Origin of the sequence: Pyxidicoccus caerfyrddinensis (assembly GCF_010894405.1) — a bacterium.
Classification (GTDB): Bacteria; Myxococcota; Myxococcia; order Myxococcales; family Myxococcaceae; genus Myxococcus; species Myxococcus caerfyrddinensis.
Genome location: NZ_JAAIYA010000006.1, coordinates 491,138 through 508,151 on the forward strand (window position 1 = coordinate 491,138; position 17,014 = coordinate 508,151).

General features: G+C 71.1%; 11 protein-coding genes. 7 read left to right on the forward strand and 4 right to left on the reverse strand.

Going from position 1 to position 17,014, the window contains the following annotated elements; translation table 11 throughout:
* The first annotated feature begins 54 nt into the window (after nucleotides 1-54).
* The gene (locus tag G4D86_RS17415; RefSeq protein WP_205519609.1) at nucleotides 55-2,802 is read left to right on the forward strand and encodes a CHAT domain-containing protein; all 2,748 of its coding nucleotides are present in this window, start codon (nucleotides 55-57) and stop codon (nucleotides 2,800-2,802) included.
* 268 nt (nucleotides 2,803-3,070) lie between these two features.
* On the forward strand, nucleotides 3,071-3,481 hold the full coding sequence (locus G4D86_RS17420; RefSeq protein ID WP_163995068.1) for a hypothetical protein: 411 nt from the start codon (nucleotides 3,071-3,073) through the stop codon (nucleotides 3,479-3,481).
* 47 nt (nucleotides 3,482-3,528) lie between these two features.
* Here G4D86_RS17420 and G4D86_RS17425 read toward each other — a convergent pair whose 3' ends face one another.
* Nucleotides 3,529-3,999 (reverse strand): YchJ family protein, encoded by a 471-nt coding sequence (locus G4D86_RS17425; protein ID WP_163995069.1) that lies wholly within the window; start codon nucleotides 3,997-3,999, stop codon nucleotides 3,529-3,531.
* A 115-nt stretch (nucleotides 4,000-4,114) separates the two neighbouring features.
* Here G4D86_RS17425 and G4D86_RS17430 point away from each other — a divergent pair, with 115 nt between their 5' ends.
* Nucleotides 4,115-5,008, forward strand: a complete 894-nt coding sequence (locus G4D86_RS17430; RefSeq protein WP_163995070.1) for an undecaprenyl-diphosphate phosphatase — start codon at nucleotides 4,115-4,117, stop codon at nucleotides 5,006-5,008.
* A gap of 14 nt (nucleotides 5,009-5,022) precedes the next feature.
* Nucleotides 5,023-5,625 (forward strand): CoA pyrophosphatase, encoded by a 603-nt coding sequence (locus tag G4D86_RS17435; RefSeq protein WP_163995071.1) that lies wholly within the window; start codon nucleotides 5,023-5,025, stop codon nucleotides 5,623-5,625.
* Between the two features lie 4 nt (nucleotides 5,626-5,629).
* Here G4D86_RS17435 and G4D86_RS17440 read toward each other — a convergent pair whose 3' ends face one another.
* Complete coding sequence (locus G4D86_RS17440; RefSeq protein ID WP_163995072.1) at nucleotides 5,630-7,045, reverse strand: MBOAT family O-acyltransferase; 1,416 nt, start codon at nucleotides 7,043-7,045, stop codon at nucleotides 5,630-5,632.
* Between the two features lies 1 nt (nucleotide 7,046).
* Nucleotides 7,047-9,776 carry a GDSL-type esterase/lipase family protein gene (locus G4D86_RS17445; protein ID WP_163995073.1) on the reverse strand — a complete coding sequence of 910 codons (2,730 nt, stop codon included), beginning with the start codon at nucleotides 9,774-9,776 and terminating at the stop codon, nucleotides 7,047-7,049.
* Nucleotides 9,777-9,994: 218 nt separating this feature from the next.
* Here G4D86_RS17445 and G4D86_RS17450 point away from each other — a divergent pair, with 218 nt between their 5' ends.
* Nucleotides 9,995-11,059: a mannose-1-phosphate guanylyltransferase gene (locus G4D86_RS17450; protein WP_163995074.1), complete on the forward strand. Its 1,065-nt coding sequence runs from the start codon at nucleotides 9,995-9,997 to the stop codon at nucleotides 11,057-11,059.
* Between the two features lie 30 nt (nucleotides 11,060-11,089).
* Here the strand turns inward: G4D86_RS17450 and G4D86_RS17455 are convergent, their stop codons facing one another.
* On the reverse strand, nucleotides 11,090-12,688 hold the full coding sequence (locus G4D86_RS17455; protein ID WP_163995075.1) for a Tox-REase-5 domain-containing protein: 1,599 nt from the start codon (nucleotides 12,686-12,688) through the stop codon (nucleotides 11,090-11,092).
* A gap of 255 nt (nucleotides 12,689-12,943) precedes the next feature.
* Here G4D86_RS17455 and G4D86_RS17460 point away from each other — a divergent pair, with 255 nt between their 5' ends.
* Entirely contained in the window at nucleotides 12,944-15,037 is a 2,094-nt protein-coding gene (locus G4D86_RS17460; RefSeq protein WP_163995076.1) for a serine/threonine-protein kinase, read from the forward strand.
* 120 nt (nucleotides 15,038-15,157) lie between these two features.
* Entirely contained in the window at nucleotides 15,158-16,969 is a 1,812-nt protein-coding gene (locus G4D86_RS17465) for a CotH kinase family protein (protein WP_163995077.1), read from the forward strand.
* Nucleotides 16,970-17,014 lie beyond the last annotated feature (45 nt).

The window sequence follows — 17,014 nt, forward strand, 5'->3', positions numbered from 1 at the left end:
CGTCGTTGGATGGGCGTGGGTTGCCTTGATGCTCAGGCAGGGAGTGCGGAGTTGGTGGAGGACAAGCCTCGTTCCTGGAGGCCGTGGCTGCGCCGGGCCGTACTCGTGGGCCTGGTCGCCATGGCGGGAGTGGTTGCTGTTTCGGTGGGCCTGCCGTCCTCGCGGAGCGCCGCGAGCGAGCCGGTGCCTCCGGCCCTGTTCCTGACGGACGCGCCCACGCGCACGATTGAAGCGCGGGTGAGCTACCCGGGAGCGGACGTCCACCGTCCCTATGGGCCGTTGCGCTCGGGCGATGCCGGGGCCGTGCCGCCCGCGCCCCTGCGCGAGCTGGCGCGGATGGAGGCGCAGGGGGATGTGCACGGGCTCGCGGCCGCGTACCTGGTGCGCGGCAACACGCAGATGGCGGCGCCGTACCTGGCGAAGGCGGTGGAGTCGCCGGACGTGGCCAGCGACAGTGCCATCCTCGCGCTGGACCGGAAGGACTTCGCGAAGGCGCTCGAGTTGCTGGAGGGCGCGCTCAAGGCGGACCCGAAGCATGCGCAGGCGCTGTGGAACCGCGGGCTGGTGCTGAAGGAGCTGGAGCTGTGGGCGCTGGCGGCGCAGTCGTTCGAGGCGGTGGCCGCCTTGGGAGAACACGGGTGGGCGGGGGAGGCGAGGACGCGGGCGGAGTCGCTGCGCGGTCGGCTCGTGGACCACTGGCAGGAGACGATGGATGCCGCCAAGGCCCTGGTCACCGATGCGAGCACCGTTACCCCGGAGCTGCTCCAATCAAAGCCTGGGGTCTTCCGCGCGTATCTGTATGAAGCAATACGTGTAGCAGGCTCTGTAGCGCGGCTCCGGGAGTTGGCGCCGTTGGCTGACGCACTCGACGCGCGTTACGGGGGCACGGCCCTGCGTGATGCCATCCGCTGGGCGCAGTCTCGAAACTTCCGCAGTCGAGGACCGTTGGCCGCGCGCTACCTGGAGCTGTATCGCACGCATCAGGTCGCGGGGGGATTGCGGTCCTATCTGGAGGAAGTGCTGCGAGCGGGAGAACGTGACCTGTACATGGGCGCGGTCTTCCACGAGAAGAAGGTGGACGAGCATCTGGCCACCTTCGCGGAACTGGCCGCACAGGTGGGGGACCCGTGGTTCCTGTTGCTGGCGGACCACGAAAAAGCCCTGGCCTCCATCCGGCGCGGAGAGCTGCTCCATGCGGAGCAGCTCCTGTTGGGCGCCGTGGCCCGCTGCCAGGCGCAGCCCATCGGCTACCGCTGCATCCGTATCGAAGCGGACCTGTCCGACCTCTACCGCCAGCTCCACCGGCTGGCGGAGTCGAACCAGCACGCTCAAGCGGCGCTCTCCAGCTATCGCGGTGACAGTCGCTGGAGCGAGGAGCAACACCTGCAGCAGTTGGGGCAGAACGCTCGCTATCTCGGTGAGGCCGCGCTGGCGCGTGCGTATCTGGAAGAGACGATCGCCCGGAACCCGAGCGACTGCAGGATGCGTCACTTCGTGCGGTCAAACGATGCTCTGGCGCGGCTGCAAGCGCTGGACGTAGTGGCGGCTCGCGCGGATATGACCGAGGCGTTGTCGTGCGAAGCCCCACTGTCCATCACGGGAGCGGGGACCCTGGTGGACCTTGCCCGCTTGCGTCCCGATGCCGAGCAGGACCGCAAGCTGTTGGAGGGGCTCAATGCCCTCCGTAGCCCAGGAAGGCTCCCTCCGGGACAGTTGGCCCTCGTCACGCATTTCGAGGGGCGCTTCCATGTAGAGCGGGACCGGGCGCGGGGCGAGGCACTGCTCCGGCGTGCCATCGCCGAGGCGCGGGAGTTGCCCTCGTATGACGTGGACGCGCGGAAGGCGCGGGCCTACAGCCACACCTCCTTGCTGTTCTCCGCCGGGAAGGCCGGTGAGCATGCGCGGGCCCTGGCGCTCTTTGGTGAGGAGCTGGGGGAAGTGCTTCCGCGGCAGTGTCTGCTTGCGGTGACGGTGGATGCCGAGCGGACCCTCATCCTCACGCTGGGCAGGGATGGCCAGCTGCAATCCCACTACGACGCGAGCCGCACCATCCCTTTGGGGGAAGACCTCCATGGACTCGTCCCCGAGCCGCTGTTGGTGTCGCTTCGTGCGTGTGAGCAGGTGGCCGTCGTGGCACGTCCTCCGCTGCATGGCCGGGCGGGCCTGTTGCCCGCCGACATGGCGTGGTCCTACTACGTTCCGCGTCCCCATCCCGGAGCGCCCGTGGTCGGTCCCACGCGGCGTCTCGTGGTGGCTGACGTCGTGGCGCCCCGCGCGCTGGGGCTGCCTTCACTGAATGCCTGGGATGGCACGGTGGAGGCGGGAACCACGGTGCTATCCGGTCAGGATGCAACGCCCACCCGGACGTTGGCGGCAATGGCGGATGCCACGGAGGTGGAGGTCCACGCCCACGGGCTGGTGAACCCGAACCTCTCAGAAGCGTCTTTGTTGGTGCTGTCCCAGGAAGATAACGGGCGCTACGCGTTGACTGTGGGAGAGGTCCAGGCACGTAGGCTTCGGGGGCAGCCGCTGGTCATCCTGGCTGCGTGCCGTGCGGCGCATGGGGCGCCATGGACATATGAGCGATTCAGTCTGCCTGTTGCATTCATCAACGCGGGAGCTCGCGCGGTGCTCGCCGCCACGGTGGATGTGCCGGATGCGCAGGCGGGCGCGTTCTTCAATGCCGTGCGGGAGCGTATCCGGCATGGCGCGCACGCGGCAGTCGCGCTTCGCGACGTGCGGATGGTTTGGCTGAGCCGCGACCCGGAGAGCTGGGTCCGCTCGGTGCTCGTGTTCGATTGATGATGGGATGGTCCCATCCTGAGTGAGGAGGGGGATGCCAATGATGAAGAGATTCTTGCTGTGTGTCGTGTTGGCGGGTTCGTTGGCTGGTTGCCGCATCCTGGGGGAGCCCAAGCCCACGCCTGATAGGTGCCCCGAGCCGGGCCCGGTGCCCACTGCTCCGCCGGTGAAGGAACTGCCTCCGGGTTCCACTCCGCCGCCGGGGTCGACGCATGTCGTCGCGGCGTTGTGCCAGGAAACGGGCGCGTTCCATGCAGCCGGCGTCAACGTGAAGACCCGCTCCTTCACATACCTCGTGTCGGGCAACCGGGCCTCGCGGGAGTCGTTCCTCGCCAATGCCTACAGGTCGGGCGTTCCGGTCGTGCTCTACACCGGTCCCGTGAAGGTGCCCGGGGGCAAGCGTGCGAATGGCAATGCCGCCGCGGTCTCCTCCGGGGCCACGGCCGCGACGCCGGATACCGGTTCGGGTGAGGACGCGGTGCTCGACCCCTGCCACCTGGACAACGAGATTGGAGACAAGCCGCCGGAGACCCCGAAGGACCCCGGCAATTCCAACCCGGATCAGATTGCTGCCTTCACCCAGCTGGCGTGGACGTCGGCCAACGCGGTGGACGGCGTCAGCGACCCAGCGGCCGCATCCAGCACGCAGCCCGCGCCAGGGACGAGCGTTCCCCGGTAGTTCGTGAACGCAGGGCCGCCTTCCTTCGGGAAGGAAGGCGGCCTCCGCTACTCCGGAAACGTCGCCAGCGTGAGGGCCTCCGGAGGCCCCTTCACATCCTTCGGCAACACCGTGACGCCGGACAGGTAGCGCCAACCCGTCCCGTCGTGTCGGAAATCCGAGCGCTCCACGAAGGACTGCTCCTTCCCCTTCTCGAACACCTTGGCGAAGAACAGCACCTGCGCCAGCCCGGACTCGTCCGGAGCCTTCCGGTCCATCACCACCAGCTTCGGGAACTGGTGGCCCTGGGCGTAGGCGCGCAGCCCGCGCAGGTACTCCTCCTGGGGGCGCGCGCGGTCCGGGTGGTCCGGGTGCAGCGTCTTCCACAGGTACGCCACCTCCCGCAGGGCGAAGGCGCTGTAGCGGCTGCGCATCAGCCGTTCGGCGTCGGGCGGCTCCGCCTCACCTCGGTGGAACGGGGCGCAGCACTCCTTGTAGCGGAGTCCGGAGCAGCAGGGACAGGGTGGGGCAGGGGGCATGGCGCGCCGTTCAGCCTACCCCGGGGGCGTGCCCGTGCGTGTGGGCCCGCACAGTGGTGGAGGAACGCCCTTGCTGGCGGGGGAGAGCGGGCATACATCCGGGAGCCTCGCCCCTATGAGCCTCCTCCAAGCCATCGTCCTGGGACTGGTCCAGGGCCTCACCGAGTTCCTCCCCATCAGCTCCACCGCGCACCTGCGCATCGCGCCGGAGCTGTTCGGCTGGAAGGACCCGGGAGCCGCGTACTCCGCCGTCATCCAATTGGGCACGGTGGCCGCCGTGCTCATCTACTTCCGCAAGGACATCGTCTCGCTGACGGCGGCCTTCTTCCGCGGGCTGGCCCGGCGCGAGCCCTTCGGCACCCTGGAGTCGCGGCTGGCGTGGTTCGTCCTCGTGGGCACGCTGCCCGTGGGCATCTGCGGGCTCCTCTTCAAGAAGCTCATCGAGAACCAGTTCCGCTCGCTCTACATCATCTCCGGCAGCCTCATCGTCCTCGCGCTCATCCTCTTCCTGGCGGAGCGGTTCGCCTCCCACAAGCGGACGCTGGAGGACATGCGCTGGAAGGACGGCATCATCATCGGCCTGTGGCAGGCGCTGGCGCTGATTCCGGGCTCATCGCGCTCGGGCACCACGCTGACGGGCGGCCTGTCCCTGGGCTTCAAGCGCGAGGACGCGGCGCGCTACTCCTTCCTGCTGTCCATTCCCGCCACCACCCTGGCCGGCATCTTCGAGCTCAAGCACCTGCTGGAGGCCACCGAGCGGCCGTCCGCCCTGTCCCTGTGGGTGGGCACGCTGGTGGCGTTCGGCTCGGGCATGGCGGCCATCGCCTGGCTGTTGCGCTACCTGCGCACGCGCACCACGCTGGTCTTCGTCGTGTACCGCGTTGCGCTGGGCGTGCTCCTGCTGGTGCTCCTGCAGATGGGCAAGCTCCAGCCGCGCTCCGGCCTGGAGAACATCGACCTGCCGAAGGAGCCGGGCACGCAGCAGATCGAGAAGCAGGTCACGGACTAGGGAAGGGTGCCGTCGTGAGCGTGGAGGCGTTGTTCCAATCGCTGGAGTCGCGGCTGTCCGCGCGGCCGGCTCGCACGGTGGACCTGCCGGGGCTGGTGCTGCGCGAGGCCGCGGTGCTGGTGCCGGTGTTCGAGCGGGACGGCGTGCCGCACGTGCTCTTCACGCGCCGGCCCGCCAACCTGCGCACCCACGCGGACCAGTACAGCTTCCCCGGCGGCGGGCGGGACGCCGAGGACGCGACGCCGCTGCACACCGCGCTGCGCGAGACGGAAGAAGAGCTGGGCATCGACCGGCGGCGCGTGCGCGTGCTGGGCATGCTCGACGAGGTGCCCACCATCTCCCAGTACCGCGTGCGCCCCTTCGTGGGCGTCATCCCCGGGGACGGCCAGTACGCCCCGAGCCCGGAAGAGGTGGCCTTCATCCTCGAGGTGCCGCTGGCGAGCCTGCTGGACCCCGCCATCCTCCGCACCGAGCGCAAGGAGGTCTTCGGCTCCGAGCGCGAGCTGTACTTCTATACGTACGGCACCCACGTCATCTGGGGCGCCACGGCGCGCATCCTCCGTGACTTCCTCAACCACGTGACGCAGGTGTCCGAGCGGGCCCGCGCGCCAGGCTGAAGCGCTAGAACTGCAGGTACACGTACGGGCGCGTCTCCACCGAGGACAGGTGGCGGATGCCCAGGCCGAGCAGCACCAGGGCCACGGCGCGCACCGGCACGGGCATGCGGACGAAGAGCTCCGACGACACGGTGTAGAGCTTCAGCGGCACTGCGTGGAAGAACACCGCCGCCGCCAGCATGCCCCACACCAGCGGGCTCACGTTGGCGATGCCGGGCACGCCCTCAATCATGCGCGCATAGAACTCCCCCGCGTGCGTCATGTCCGGCGCGCGGAACACCACACGCGTGAGCACCACGATGGTGAAGGTGGTCAACATCCCCAGCGCGACGCGGGGGATGCCCGGCGACTCCGGCTTGCCCACCCACCACTCCCAGCAGCGCGACACGCCCAGCGCCACTCCATGCACCGCGCCCCAGACGGCGAAGCGCCAGTCCGCCCCGTGCCACAGGCCGCCCAGCACCATCACCGTCATCAGGTTGAAGAGCACCCGCGGCTTCGACACGCGGTTGCCGCCCAGCGGCCGGTACAGGTAGTCCCGCAGCCACGTGGACAGGCTCAGGTGCCACCGGTTCCAGAACTCGCCGATGTTCTTCGCCAGGTACGGGCGGTTGAAGTTCTCCGGGAACTTGAAGCCGAACAACGCCGCCACGCCAATGGCGATGTCCGAGTACCCCGAGAAGTCGTAGTAGAGCTCGAAGGTGTAGGCCACCGCGGCGACGATGCACTCGGCGGAGGCGTACTTCTCCGGCGCGCCGAAGACGGGGTCCACGAGGGCGCTGCCCAGCACGTCCGCGATGACCAGCTTCTTCACCAGGCCCACCGCGATGCGGAACAGCGCATGGCCGCCCTGCTCGGGCGTGAGGCTCGGCGTCTCGCGGAAGTGCGCCATCAGCTCCGACGCGCGGACGATGGGGCCGCTCACCACGCGTGGGAAGAAGAGCATGTAGAGCAGGTGCTCGATGAACGAGTGCTCCGCGCTCGCCTTCCCCCGGTACACGTCCACCGTGTAGCTGATGGCCTGGAAGACGAAGAAGGACAGGCCCACCGGCAAGAGCAGGTGGAAGGGCTCCGTCCGCACGCCGATGCCCAGCGGCGCCAGCAGCGACACCATCGTCTGCCGCAAGAGCTCCAGGTACTTGAAGCCCGCCAGCAGTCCCAGGTTGCTGACGATGGACAGCGTGACGAGCGCCTTGCGCACGCCCTGCGACTGCGCGCGGGCCATGCCCTTCACGCACAGGTGGTCCACCGTGACGCCCGCCAGGAAGATGAGGAGCGGGAAGGGCGTGAAGACGGCGTAGAAGTAGACGCTCGCCAGGAGCAGCACGGCCATGCGCCCCCAGTACTGGCGATGCACCGCCCAGTAGGTGGCGAACACCACGACGACGAAGGCGAGGTATTGGAGGCTGTGGGACAGCACGTCAGTTGTCCTCCACGCGCGCGGTGGGCTGGGCCTTCTTGTGCAGCTCGTAGGCGGCGAGGAAGTCGCGCACGAAGGCGCCCGCCAGCCGCGCGTAGCCCTCCTGTGTCAGGTGCACGCCGTCCGCGTGGCCCAGCGCCGGCTCCGCGTGCTGCCAGCGCAGCATGGCGCGCTCTCCGCCCATGGCCGCGCGCGGAGACCAGTACGCGCAGCCCGCCTCCTTCGCCACCTGGGGCAGCGTGCTCAACACCGAGGCCAGCGCGGGCGCCTCGTGCCACTGGCCATTCGCGTCCTGCTCCAGCCGGTCCGTGGGGCCCAGCAGCAGGCACTCCGCGTTGGTGGCCTTGCGCAGCCGGGCGATGAGGGCGGGGTAGTCGCGGCGCAGGCCTTCCGCTTCCAGGTCCGCCTTGCCGGCCTCGTTGGTGCCGTACCAGAAGACGAGCAGGTCAGGCCGGCGCGAGGTGAGCTGCGCGTCCACCGCCGCCGCGTCCATGTCCCGCAGCGTGAAGGCGGTGGCGCCGGGCAGCCCCAGCGCGTCCAGCACCACGCCGGGCGTGTCCTGCTCCAGCGCGGCGCCCAGCACGGTGACGCCGCTGTCGGCCGGCGCGGACACCTGCACGGTGTGCGCGGGGCCGCTGACGGGGAAGGAGCGGATGCGCACGGTGGGCGCGGCGAGGGGCTCGGGCAGCGGCGCGTCCGGCGGCACCGGCTGGCCGTCCACGAGGATGTCCGGCGCGCCCGCGTTGGGCACGTCCAGCGTGTAGAGGTCCAGCCGCCCCGCGGGCGTCTTCGCGTCCGGGCAGCCCTTGCAGAACTGGATGCGCAGCTTCGCGCCGGGCGCGCCTACGGCGCGGACGCCGGTGAGGCCCCAGAGGCCGCCGGGGGCCGCGTCCAGCGCGTCCTCCACCGTCCACTCGCCCTCCAGCTCGCGGGCCACGTGCGCCGTCTCCAGGCGCGGGGACGGCTTGCCAGCGGCGATGAAGCCCCGGCCCGCGTCGCCGAAGCGCTTCGTCAGCACCTCGCGCACCGCGTCCGTGAAGTAGTGCGAGGCCGTGTGCGAGGCGCCGAGCTGGGCGATTCCCACGCGCATGGACTCGCCGGCCTCGCGGCGGCCCAGCCGCTCGAAGGTCTTCACCAGCGCCGCGTCCGCGCCTTGCAAGCCGGGCGGGTCCGCCACGGCCACCAGCGGCGCGTGCGACTTCGCGAAGACGCGCTGCAGGGACAGGTCGAAGAGGTGGCCCAGCAGGTCCGAGCCCTTCACGCGCGGGTGGACGAGGTCCTCCAGCATCAGCCCCTCGTCCAGCCAGCGAATCGCGGAGCCCTCGCCACCCATGGCGGTGAAGGCGTCGTAGAAGGCGCAGCCACCCGCGCGGGCCTCCTCGCGGAAGATGTCGCCCACTTCCTTGGAGCCGCGGCGCGGAATCACGTCACCGCTCAGGGTGCGCACGCCCGCGTCGATGGGGGACATGACGAGGCACGCGGAGTCCGGCACGTTGGCGCGCACGCGGGCGATGAGGTCCTTCATCTGCTGGCGCACCTGGTCCAGCGTGGTGCGCTCGCGCGAGTAGAAGAAGGCCTCGTTGCCGCCCACCATCAGCACCACCAGCGACGGCTTGCGCTGGCGTAGCTGCGCGCGGAAGGCGGCGGGCTGGGCGCGCAGGTACACCTCCGCCATGCCGCCCAGCAGGCCCACCGTGTCGTAGACGACGCCGGGCGTGCCCGTCTCCAGCGACACGCCGTGCAGCTCCACCTTGCCGGACGTGGTGAGCGACAGCGTCTTCGCGCCCTCGGGCAGCGAGACGCGGGCGAAGGCCGCCTCGGACTTCGTCTTGGAGAAGCCGCGCGTCTGGATGCGCTGCACGGGCTTGCCGTCCACCGACAGCTGCACGGAGCCGCTGGCGGGCTGGGCGAGGAAGAACAGCTCCGCCACCCGCGAGCCCTCCACGTCGTAGCGCGTGCTCTGCGCGCCGCCGCCAGAGGTGAAGGCCACGCCCGTCCAGCCCACCCTGTCGCGGGGCCACTTCGTGTCCACGAGCCGCGCGATTTCCCAGCCGTCCGAGCCGCGCCCGGAGCGCGTCCAGCGGCCGGCGCTGGCCGGGCGGGTGATGAAGAGGAAGCCGCGGCCGCCCGCGCCGAAGCGCTCCTGGAGGCGGTCGCGCACCATGTCGGTGATGTGGTCGGACGCGACGAGCGAGTCCCCCAGATGCACCACCCGCACCGGCGTGCGGCGGGTGTCGGCGCGCAGGTCGGCCAGCGCGCGGGTGAAGGGGGCGAGCCCGTCCTCCAGGCACGTGCCGTCCGGAGCGGACTTGCGGCAGTTCAGCTCGATGTCCACGTGCTGGGCGCCCATGCGCTCGCGCAGGGCTTCCAGTTCCAGCGCGCGGGCCAGGGTGGGGGCGCTCAGCTCCTCCAGGCCGATGCCGGGCGTGGTGGGCACGAGGGGCAGGGTGGGCACGGTGTCCGCCACGGACGTACCGGCGTCGGGCTCCTCCTCTTCGGGAGGGAGGACGTCCGCCACCGCCGTGTCCACCGGGGGCGGGCGCGCGGGCTTCTTGCCCGTCAGCGACGCCGGCAGCACGAGCGCCACCAGCTTCGGCCCGAGCGGGCCGCTGCGTTGCAGGCTCGGGACGGGGCGGAGCGACTCGGGTACCGGTGCCAGCGACAGCCCCAGCGCCAGCGCGACGGTGAGGAGGAGCGTCAGCCCGGTGGATCTGGCCTTGAGGAAGTCCAACAGCGCGGCATGAGACTGGCTTTTTGGGGACCGGTCAAAACTCTCACCTACATTCGGAGTCTCCCCGGGCGGGGAGCAGGCAGGCTGCCGTCGGACGCTCCAGGCCGGGAAGAGGCCCCGGGCGGCGCGTTCCCCTTTTCCCGAGGGGCCGAAACGGTATGTTGCGCCGCCATCGGCGCCGGCACGGACCCGCGCGCCCTCAGGAGTTCGACATCCGCATGGCCCTCTACCCCGTCATCATGGCCGGTGGCTCCGGCACCCGTTTCTGGCCGCTGTCCCGCCAGGCGCGCCCCAAGCAGTTCCTGCCGCTGGCCTCGAAGCAGCCCCTCATCACCGACACCTCCGCGCGCCTCAAGGGGCTCGCCTCGGTGAAGGACACCTTCATCGTCTGCGGCCCGCTGCACGCGAAGGCCGCCGCGAAGCTGGTGAAGGGCCTGCCGAAGGGGAACATCCTGGTGGAGCCGGTGGCGCGCAACACCGCCCCCGCCGTGGCCCTGGCCGCCGTGCAGGTGGCCGCGCGCAACCCGAAGGGCGTCATGGTGGTACTGCCCTCCGACCACCACGTGGCGGACGTGCCCGGCTTCAAGCGCACCCTGGCCGAGGCCGCGAAGCTCGCCGAGGCGGGCCACATCGTCACGCTGGGCATCAAGCCCGCGCACCCGGAGACGGGCTACGGCTACATCCAGGTGGGTGACGCCCTGGAGGGCGGCGGCCGCAAGGTGCAGGCCTTCAAGGAGAAGCCGGATTTGGAGACGGCGAAGGGCTACCTCGCCTCCGGCGACTACCTGTGGAACGGCGGCATCTTCGTCTTCCGCGCGGACGTCATCCTCGAGGCCTTCGCGAAGCACATGCCGGAGATGCAGAAGGGGCTGGACGCCCTGCGCAAGGCCGCGGGCAAGCGCACCTTCGCGTCCGTGCTGAAGAAGGTGTTCCCCAAGCTGCCGTCCATCTCCATCGACTACGGTGTCATGGAGAAGGCCTCCAACATCGCCGTGCTTCCGGGCGACTTCGGCTGGTCCGACGTCGGCTCCTTCGCCGCCATTCCCGAGGTGCGCCCCGCGGATGCCAACGGCAACGTGGTGTCCGGTGACGCCGCGGTGGTGGTGGACTGCAAGAACTGCGTGGTGCTCGCCGACAAGCGCCCGCTGGCCGTGGTGGGCCTCACCGACGTGGTGGTGGTGGACTCCGGCGACGCCGTCCTCGTGGTGCCCAAGGACAAGAGCCAGGACGTGCGCAAGGTGGTGGAGGCCCTCAAGGCCCGCAAGATGACGAAGTACGTGTAGCGCCGCGAGCGACTCCCCACGGCCCGCGCTTCACGGCGCGGGCGTGTGGAGGACCTCGACCTCGTCGAGCTGCGCGCCGTCGAACAGCTTCCGCAAGGCGCGCGCCGCCTTCTCCTCGGCGACCTGCCAGCGGACGCGTGCTCCCGCAGCCAGCGCCGCCTGCTGCTGCTTCCGCGCTGCTTCAACGAGCGCCTTCGCGCCCCACCGCGCGAACCAGGGCTTCGGCGTGAAGTCATCGTTGAAGCGGCTCGCGAAGCCCGGCCCCCGCGCCTCCAGCAGCATGCCCTCCGCGACACCGTCGAACTGCGTGGCGTCCTTCCGTCCCGGCTCACCCAGCCAGTACGCCTCGCTCGCGGGGTGACCGGCGACGTGCTCCTGGTAGCGCGCCGCGCGCGGGGACAGCAGCTCGCGCGACGGTCCCCACCTGCCGGGTCCACCCACCGGCTCGGGCTTGCGGCGGGGCTCCGACAGGGAGGCTTCCAGATGCAGGACGGCGGCAGCGCCCGGCCCGTCGCCCAGCACGGTGACGGCGCGGCCCACCGGCACCGCGACGCGCTCCACCACCAGCGTGCCGTCCTCCGCGAGCGACACCACCGGCACGCGGTGCGCCTCCCAGCCCCGGCCCAGCGCCGCCAGCGTGCGCGGGGTGCCCACCACCGTGCCCCACGTGCACAGCAGCGCGGCGCTCAGCTTCGACAGCTCGCGGACCTGCTCTCCGCGCGTCAGCTTCTGGAAGCGCGCCAGGTACTCGGGCGAGGACGTGACGAGCGTGGCGAGCCCCTCGGGGAGCTGGGCCAGCGCGGACGGGCTGTCTCCCGGCTGCGTGAGGAGCTGCCCCAGCGCGAGCACCAGCTCGATGAAGGTGTCCTCCGCGCCGTCCTGTGCCACGGCGTCGTCGCGCACCTCCGCCAGCACCGGGCTGTCCCATCCTCGCTGGAGCGCGGCGTCCACGGGCCGCCACACGCCCGTGGCCCCCGAGTAGAGCGCGCCCACCACGAAGCCTCCCGCGCGGAAGGAACCCTCCCTCCACTGCACCTCGCCCACGCGCTGGCGCGCCGCCCCCGTGAGGGCCATGGCCAGGGTGCCATCCGGACGCAGCACCGCGAGGCGCTCATAGCGCTTCACGCGCTCCAGCAGCTCCGCGCGCGACACCTCCTCGTCACCCTCCACCACCTCGCGCAACAGCCGCGAGGCGACGAGCCGCGGGCCGAAGCCCGCCACCGTGACGGGTTGCTCCAGCAGCGCGCCGAACAGGACCGACGCGTCCTCGGGCGACAGCGGCGCGGTGTCGGGCAGCCGCTCGTGCGCGAGGGGCAGCCCGGCCCGCTGCAGCACCTGCACGAGCGCATCGCCGCGCACCAGCTTCTGCTTCACGCTGCTCGCGGCCAGGCTCGCCCGGGCCGCGGTGTCTCCACCGTCGGCGGTTGCTGGCTCCTCCGTCGGCGTGAAGGAGGGCGGCGAGGCGGAGCGGTAGCGAAACGCGCCGCTGTCCAGCTCGCTCAGCGGCATCTCCTTCAGGTTCAACGTGCCGCATCCGGTGACGGCCAGGAGCGGGATGAGCAGGGTGCGGGGCCGGCCGCTGTGCCTGTGGGTGCTACAGCCGCGACGGCCGGGGTGATGGACGAACATGGAAGGCCTCCCGTCAGTACCGGAGTAGCAGGCGGGGGTGACAGCCCTCGGAAGCGCCGGGATGGCGCGGATGTGCGCGGGAGAATCTTCGCTTTGGGCCCTGGAAGAATTACGGGTGCGTTCGGACCCGCACACCCGCGCTTCTCGTTCTCCCGGGAGGTTGTCCTGTCCACTCATGGACGAAGGGGGGCTGCACGAAGGTTGCAGAGCCGACGCCGCCCGCCCCGCTTTCCGGGGCGCAACGAGGTGGCTTCGATGGCATGCAAGCACTGCGCGGTGGCTCATCCGGCTGGGACTCGCTGCCCGGCCGAGCAGGCTGCCTCCACCACGTCCGCGGAAGTGTCGCTGGAAGGGCAGCGGCACGGGCCGCTCGTCCTGAAGCGCCGGCTGGGCGCGGGGGCCCTGGGCACGGTGTACCTCGCCGAGCACCTTCCCTCCGCGCACCGCTTCGCCGTGAAGGTGCTGCACCCGCACCTGGCCGCGCGGCCCGCCATGCGCACCCGCTTCTACACGGAGGCCCGCGCCCTGCGCGAGCTGACGCACCGCCATGTGGCCCGCGTGCTCGACGCGCGCCCCGGCCCCGGCGGCCTGCCGTGCCTGCTCATGGAGTACGCGAATGGCGAGCCCTTCTCGCGTCTGCCCATGCCGCTGGCGCCGGTGGAGGCCGTGGAGTTGCTCGCCCAGGCGCTGGAGGGCGTGGAGGCCGCGCACGCGCGTGGGCTCGTGCACTGTGATTTGTCCGCCGACAACCTCGTGCTCACCCGCGACAAGCGCGGCGAGCGGCAGGTGAAGGTGCTCGACTTCGGCGCCAGCGCCGTCCTCAGCGCCAGCCTCTCCAGGGAGGAGCGCGCGTGCGGCATGGTGGTGGGCTCGCCCGCGTTCATCGCGCCCGAGCAGTGGTCCGGCGAGGCCGTGGACGGCCGCGCGGACCTGTACGCGCTGGGCGTGGTGGGCTACCTGCTCGTCACCGGGCGCCTGCCCTTCGGCTTCGGCCGCGTGGGCGAGCTGACCCCGCCGCAGCCGCACCTGCTCAACCCCGGCGTGCCGACCGCGCTGTCCGCCGTGCTGCTGCGCGCCCTGGCCCAGCGCCCCGACGAGCGCTTCCCGGATGCCCGCGCCTTCCGCGAGGCGCTCGCGAGCTGCCTGACGTCCGCGGCCGAGCCGCGCTCTCCGTTCGCCGACGAGGAGGAGCCGCTCGCCGACATCGAGGTCGTGGTGGACGAATTGGTGGAGGGCCCGCCCGCCGTCGTGTCCGCGCCATTCCCCGACACGGGCGTGCCGTGGGACATCCTCCCGCATCCCATTCCCCTGCTGTCCTCCATGGCGGCCCCGGGAATGAATGCCAGCATCTCCATCTTCGGGCAGCCGATTCCCGCGGACGGGGCCACGCCGCTGCACCTCGCGCTGCGCGAGGCCGCGCATGGCGCCGCGCGGGTGCTGGAGGTCTCCGCACCGTGTGTCCCCGCGCCCGCCGGGCTGCGCGTGCGCGTGGGGCTGGATGCCGCGTCGGGGCTGGTCTCCGTGGACGCCGGTGACGTGACGACGGACGGCTTCTTCGCCGCGTCGCTGGGGACGCTGCCGCCGCTCGCCGCGCGGGTGCCGGTGGAGCTGAGCTTCGCCGGGCGCACGGTGGTGTGCGAGTGCGACGTCGTCCGTCACGTCACCCAGGATGAGGCCCGCGTCTGGAACGTCGCCGCCGGCATCTTCGTGCAGTACGCCGAGCCCGGTGAGCCGCTGCTCCAGTTGCTGGCACAGGCGCTCGCGAGCGGGCAGCGGCCCGCCCCGCTCCGTCCGGACGCGGAGCTTGCCCGCCTGCTTTCGCGCGCCGCGGGCGTGGCGAAGGACCCGTACGCCCTGCTGGGCGCGCCGCCGAACGCGGACTTCGACGAGGTGCGCCGCCGCGCCAGCGCCGCGCTGCGCCGCCTGGACGGCTTCCGCCAGCGCAAGCTGCCCGTGGAGCAGCGCCGCGCGCTGGAGTCCCTGCGCCAGCGCGTGGAGGCCGCCCGCCGCACCCTGGGCGAGCCGCTGAACCGCGCGGGCTTCGACGCCGTCCGGCGTAACCTCGCCGGGCTCGCGCGCTGCGTCGACGCGGGCCTCACGGACGAGGCCGTCGAGCCGCTGCGCCGCGCCTGGCTGGCCGCCCGTCCCGACGCTGAGGCCCGCGCCCGCACCCTCTTCACCCAGGGCCACGCGATGGAGGCCCAGCGGGCCCTGCGCGCCGCGCTCTCGCGCTACTCCCAGGCGCTCGCCCTGGACCCGCTCAACGTCTCCTGGCTGCGCCACGTCCAGGAGCTGCGGCGCGGTGTGGCCCCGGCGACTCTGTCCCTGTCCTCCGGGGCTCCTGCCTGAGCGGGCCACCGCCCGTGTCGGGGCAAAGCCTTTCCCTCTGTAGCCCCCCGCGCTTCGCCTTCGCTGGCAAGACGCGGGCCAATCGCCCTGGCGTGCGAATTGCTCTCGCACCCAGGCGACATGAAACGTTTTGCCCTCCTCACTGGAATGCTGTTGCTGCTGGGCGCGTGTGGAAGCGCGTCCTCGAATCCTCCAACGCCAGACACTCCGCTGGACGACGCGGGCCAGGACGAGCGGCCCTCGGCTGATGCGGGTCCTCCCGATGCGGGGGCTCCGGATTCCGGCACCTCCGGTGAGGAGGACGCGGGGATGGTCGACTCGGGCACGCCGGATTCAGGCGCGCCGGACTCGGGCACGCCGGACGCGGGCCCCACGAAGCCGCCGCCGCCCGACTGGCCCGCGCTCCAGACGTCCATCCCCGAGTACCGGCTCACGGTGTCGCCCGAGCACCTGCAGGCGCTGAACGACAACATCGAAAACCGGGACTACGAGGTGCCGGCCTCCTTCGCAGCGGACGGGCGCACGTACGCGGTGGACCTGAGCTACCGCGGCCGCTCCACCCGCTACGAGGTGAAGAAGCCCTGGCAGGTGCACTTCGACAAGGAGGACCGCTTCCAGGGCGTGAAGCGCATCGAATTGCTCGCCGCGTACAAGGACGGCGGCTACCTCACGGAGAAGCTCTGGTACGACACCGCGGCCAGCCTGGGCCTGGAGGTGCCTCGCGTCCGGTACGTCCACCTGTATCTCAATGGCGGGTACGAGGGCGTCTACGTGGAGGTGGAGTCCATCACCAAGGACTTCCTCGCGGCGCACGGCCTGGACGACGACGGCGACATCTACCGCTGCGGCATGCACGACTGTGAATTGAGGCCGCCGCCGAAGCAGCCGTACATGGAGGACTGGGAGAAGAAGACGAACGAGAAGGAGCCCTGGGACAGGCTGTGGACCTTCCTGGACGGGCTCAACCGCACGCCGCCGGACCGCTTCGAGGCCTTCGCGCGAAAGAATGTCGAGCTGGACGACTACATCACCTGGATGGTGCTGGACTCGTTCATCGTCAATCACACACACCAGGACGCGCGCAGCTACCTCGTCTACAGCCGCGAGACGGGCAAGTGGACGTTCGTCCCGTGGGACTTGAACAACGCGCTCAGCCTCTACAACCGCAAGACGCCGCACATCCAACAGGGCGTGAAGGAGGACTACCCGCACCCGGGCTTCAGCGGGTACGACCCCAAGGTCTACGAGCTCTACGTCCACCGCCGGGATGACCTGGGCTACACGGACATGCGGCCCACGTGGAGCACGCTGACCACGCGCATCCTCGACGACCCGAAGCTGCGCGCGCAGTACCTCCACCGCATGCGCGAGCTGCTCGACACGCGCCTCACCGAGGAGAAGCTGGGCGCCCGCATCGACAAGATGCACGCCTTGCTGGCCCCCTTCATCCTCCCGGACAAGGACGGCCACGTCGCGGACAAGTACGTCAGCCCCGCGCACGCCGCGGAGAGCGCGAACTACCTGCGCCGCTTCGTGCGCGAGCGCCGCGCCTGGCTGCTCGCCCACCTGGACGCGCTGGAGAAGCATGGGCAGGGCCCCCTGGTCATCGACCGGGTGGGGCGCAGGGCCTCCGGCGCCTGGTGGGTGCAGCTCTACAACCGGGGCAGCGAGCCCGCGAAGCTGGACGGCCTGCGCCTCTCGGCGGACACCCGGGTGCCCTTTGCCCCCCAACTGTCCCCGTGCACGCTGGCGCCGGGGGAGCACATGACCTTCGACCTCGCGGTGGACCCCCTCCGGACGGAGGTGGGCCTGTTCGACGCGGCGGGGATGAGGGCCCTGGACCTCTGGTGGTTCGCCCCGCTGGCCCCCGGGGAGGCGTACGGCCGGGAGCCCCGGGGGGCCGAGTCGTTCAGGAGTCAGCCCGGGCCTTGAGGCTTGTGCCGCCCGGCCCCGTGCTCGTGTAGAGTCCGCCGCCCT

Excerpts from the sequence above, each read along its gene's own strand:
- G4D86_RS17465 (WP_163995077.1), top strand. The coding sequence starts at position 15,158 with ATGAAACGTTTTGCCCTCCTCACTGGAATGCTGTTGCTGCTGGGCGCG.
- G4D86_RS17450 (WP_163995074.1), top strand. The coding sequence starts at position 9,995 with ATGGCCCTCTACCCCGTCATCATGGCCGGTGGCTCCGGCACCCGTTTC.
- G4D86_RS17430 (WP_163995070.1), top strand. The coding sequence starts at position 4,115 with ATGAGCCTCCTCCAAGCCATCGTCCTGGGACTGGTCCAGGGCCTCACC.
- G4D86_RS17455 (WP_163995075.1), bottom strand. The coding sequence starts at position 12,688 with ATGTTCGTCCATCACCCCGGCCGTCGCGGCTGTAGCACCCACAGGCAC.
- G4D86_RS17460 (WP_163995076.1), top strand. The coding sequence starts at position 12,944 with ATGGCATGCAAGCACTGCGCGGTGGCTCATCCGGCTGGGACTCGCTGC.
- G4D86_RS17425 (WP_163995069.1), bottom strand. The coding sequence starts at position 3,999 with ATGCCCCCTGCCCCACCCTGTCCCTGCTGCTCCGGACTCCGCTACAAG.